At 69.4% G+C, this 3,130-nt stretch carries 2 protein-coding genes; one reads left to right on the forward strand and one right to left on the reverse strand.

The genetic code is table 11. The features are described 5' to 3' along the window. Positions 1 to 58 precede the first annotated feature (58 nt). Complete coding sequence (locus DSP71_RS07520; RefSeq protein ID WP_113680771.1) at positions 59 to 1,090, reverse strand: LacI family DNA-binding transcriptional regulator; 1,032 nt, start codon at positions 1,088 to 1,090, stop codon at positions 59 to 61. A 159-nt stretch (positions 1,091 to 1,249) separates the two neighbouring features. Between DSP71_RS07520 and DSP71_RS07525 the strand changes: the two genes are divergently transcribed. Beyond that, the coding region (locus DSP71_RS07525) for an alpha-mannosidase (RefSeq protein WP_147251237.1) at positions 1,250 to 3,130 on the forward strand (1,881 nt) is incomplete at its 3' end.

Below are 3,130 nucleotides of genomic sequence, written 5' to 3' on the forward strand. Positions count from 1 at the left end.
GAACACGGTCGTTCCCGGCTGATCCGGGTCGGGCGTTCGTCTCAGCCCGTGCGAGTGCTCAGCCCGTGCGAGCGGGCGGAGCCGTGCTCTCGCGCGCCGTGAGCACGGGAGTCGGGCCCTCGACGCTCGGCAGATTCGCTCCCGCCTCGATCTGCTGCAGCAGCAGGGTGGCGGCACGCTCTCCGAGTTCGAAGGTGTCGCGGGTCATCGCCGTGATCGACGGATTGATGAGCCCGGCGATGACCGAGTCGTCGAAAGAGGCGAGGGAGACATCGCGAGGGACGGCGCGGCCCATCTCCTGGGCCACACGGAGACCTGCGACCGCCATCACGTCGTTGTCGTAGACGATGGCCGTCGGGCGCTGTCGCCCCGACAGCAGTGTCCGCGTCACCGCGGAGGCGCGTGCGGGTGAGAAGTCGGTGGTGATGACCTCGCCCTCGAGGCCGTCGGCGGTCATGCCCTCGAGCACCTGGGCCCGCAGTCGCGTGTGCTCGAGCTCGGCAGGCCCAGCGACGTAGGCGATGCGGGTGTGTCCGAGCGCGGACAGGTAGGAGAAGAGCGTCTCGGCCACGGTGTCGTCGCCGATCCAGACGCTGGGCACCGAACCCTCGGGGGAGGGCTCCGACCCGATCATCACGGCGCGGGCGTCGAGGGCTTCGATGCGCCCGACCCTGGGATCGTCTTCGCGGGGGTCGATGAAGATGAACCCGTCGACCTGATTGGAGGAGCGCCACTGCCGGTGCACCTCCATCTCCTCCGCGACATCGGCGACGAGTCGCAGCTGCAGGCTCACCTTGCTCTCCGACAGACGCGATTCGATGCCGGCGATGAGGTCGGTGAAGAAGGCCTCGGAGCCCAGGGAACGAGCGGGGCGGGCGAGGGCGAAGCCCACCGTGTTGGCGCGCGCGCCGACCAGTGCGCGCGCCGCGGAGCTCGGCTGCCAGCCGTTCTCCTCGACGATCGCGAGGATGCGGTGCCTGGTCTCCTCGCTCACGCCGGGGCGCCCGTTGAGGGCGAAGGAGACGGCACCGGGGGACACGCCAGCCATGCGCGCGATATCGGCGATCGTGACGCGTTTCGCCGGACTCATAGTCCCTCACCCTACTTGATCGGTTTAGCCTCGGGAAAGAAGCCGGATCGTGCCCTAGACTCGTGCACTAGATCGCTTTAGTACAACAGATAGCATTCAGTCACAGCGCATCACCGCAGACCCGAATCAGCCCTCACCGTCGAGCCCGGAGACCCACTCATGCATGACGACACCTCGCTCACCGTCGGCCGCGTCAAGCGCGTTCTCGAGGAGCGCATCCGCCCGGCGATCCACTCGGCCTCCGTGCCGCTCGGCGTCGAGATCCACGAGCTGCCCGGCGAGCCCATCGCCCCCGCCGAGGGGCTCGCCCTCGACTACGCGCCAGGCGTCGTCGGGGCGCCGTGGGGGCCCGCCTGGGGCACCACCTGGTTCAAGCTCACCGGACGCGTCCCGGCAGAGTGGGCGGGCCGCCGGGTCGAGGCGCTCATCGACCTCGGCTTCGACGTGAACATGACCGGCTTCCAGTGCGAGGCCCTGGCTTATCGTCCGGACGGCACGCCGATCAAGAGCATCAACCCGCGCAACCAGTGGGTGCCGATCGCCGAGACCGCCGCGGGTGACGAACCCATCGAGCTGTACCTCGAGGCGGCGTCCAACCCGGTGCTGCTGGACTACCACCCCTTCCTGCCGACGCAGGAGGGCGACATCCTCACGTCCTCGAAGGAGCCGCTCTACCGCGCCCGCCGGATGGACCTGGCGGTGTTCGAGCCCGAGGTGTTCGACCTGTCCCTCGACCTCGAGGTGCTGTTCGAGCTGCAGGCGGAGCTCCCTGCCACGTCGCCGCGCCGCATGCGCATCCTGCAGGCCATGGACGACGCGCTCGACGTGCTCGACCTGCAGCACATCGTGGAGACCGCCTCCGACGCCCGCGCCCGCCTCGCCGATGTGCTGGCCGCTCCCGCAGAGGCGAGCGCGCACCGCATCTCGGCCGTCGGTCACGCGCACATCGACTCGGCCTGGCTGTGGCCGGTGCGCGAGACGATCCGCAAGGTCGCGCGCACGACCTCGTCCATGACCACGCTCATCGAGGAGCAGCCCGAGTTCCAGTACGGGATGTCGAGCGCGCAGCAGTACGCCTGGATCAAGGAGCACCGCCCCGAGGTGTGGGAGCGGGTCAAGGCTGCGGTCGCCGCCGGACGCTTCCTGCCGCTGGGCGGCATGTGGGTGGAGTCCGACACCGTCATGCCGACGGGAGAGTCGCTCGTGCGGCAGTTCTCGCACGGGCAGCGCTTCTTCGAGCGCGAGTTCGGCATCCGCTCGAAGGGCGTGTGGCTGCCGGACAGCTTCGGCTATTCGCCGGCCCTTCCGCAGCTGATGCGCCGTGCCGGGTTCGAGTGGTTCTTCACGCAGAAGATCTCGTGGAACCAGCAGAACGTGTTCCCGCACCACTCCTTCCTCTGGGAGGGCATCGACGGCTCGCAGGTGTTCACGCACTTCCCGTCGATGGACACCTACAACTCGCAGCTGAGCGGTATGGAGGTGGCGAAGGCCTCCCGTCAGTTCAAGGAGAACCGCCTCAGCTCGCGGTCGATCGCTCCGGTCGGCTGGGGCGACGGCGGCGGCGGCACGACCCGTGAGATGACCGGCAAGGCCGAGCGTCTGCGCGACCTCGAGGGCAGCGCGCAGGTCGTATGGGAGCACCCCGACGTGTTCTTCGACGCCGCCAAGGCCGAGCTGCCGAACCCGGCGGTGTGGGTCGGCGAGCTCTACCTCGAACTGCACCGCGGCACGCTCACCAGCCAGCACGCCACGAAGGCCCTGCACCGCTGGGCCGAGCATGCTCTGATCGAAGCAGAGCTGTGGGCCGCCACCGATGCCGTGCGCACCGGTGCCGAGTACCCGCAGGCGGAGCTCGACCGGCTGTGGCAGGCCGTGCTGTTGCACGAGTTCCACGACATCCTGCCCGGGACATCGATCGCGTGGGTGCACCGCGAGGCCGTCGCCGTGCTGTCCGACGTGCTGTCGGATGCGCGCGACATCGCCGACGCCGCGCGCCGGTCGCTCGCCGGCGAGGGTGACCGCGAGCTGCGGTTCGAGCCG

Source organism: Microbacterium sp. H6 (assembly GCF_003314775.1).
GTDB classification, from domain to species: domain Bacteria; phylum Actinomycetota; class Actinomycetes; order Actinomycetales; family Microbacteriaceae; genus Microbacterium; species Microbacterium oxydans.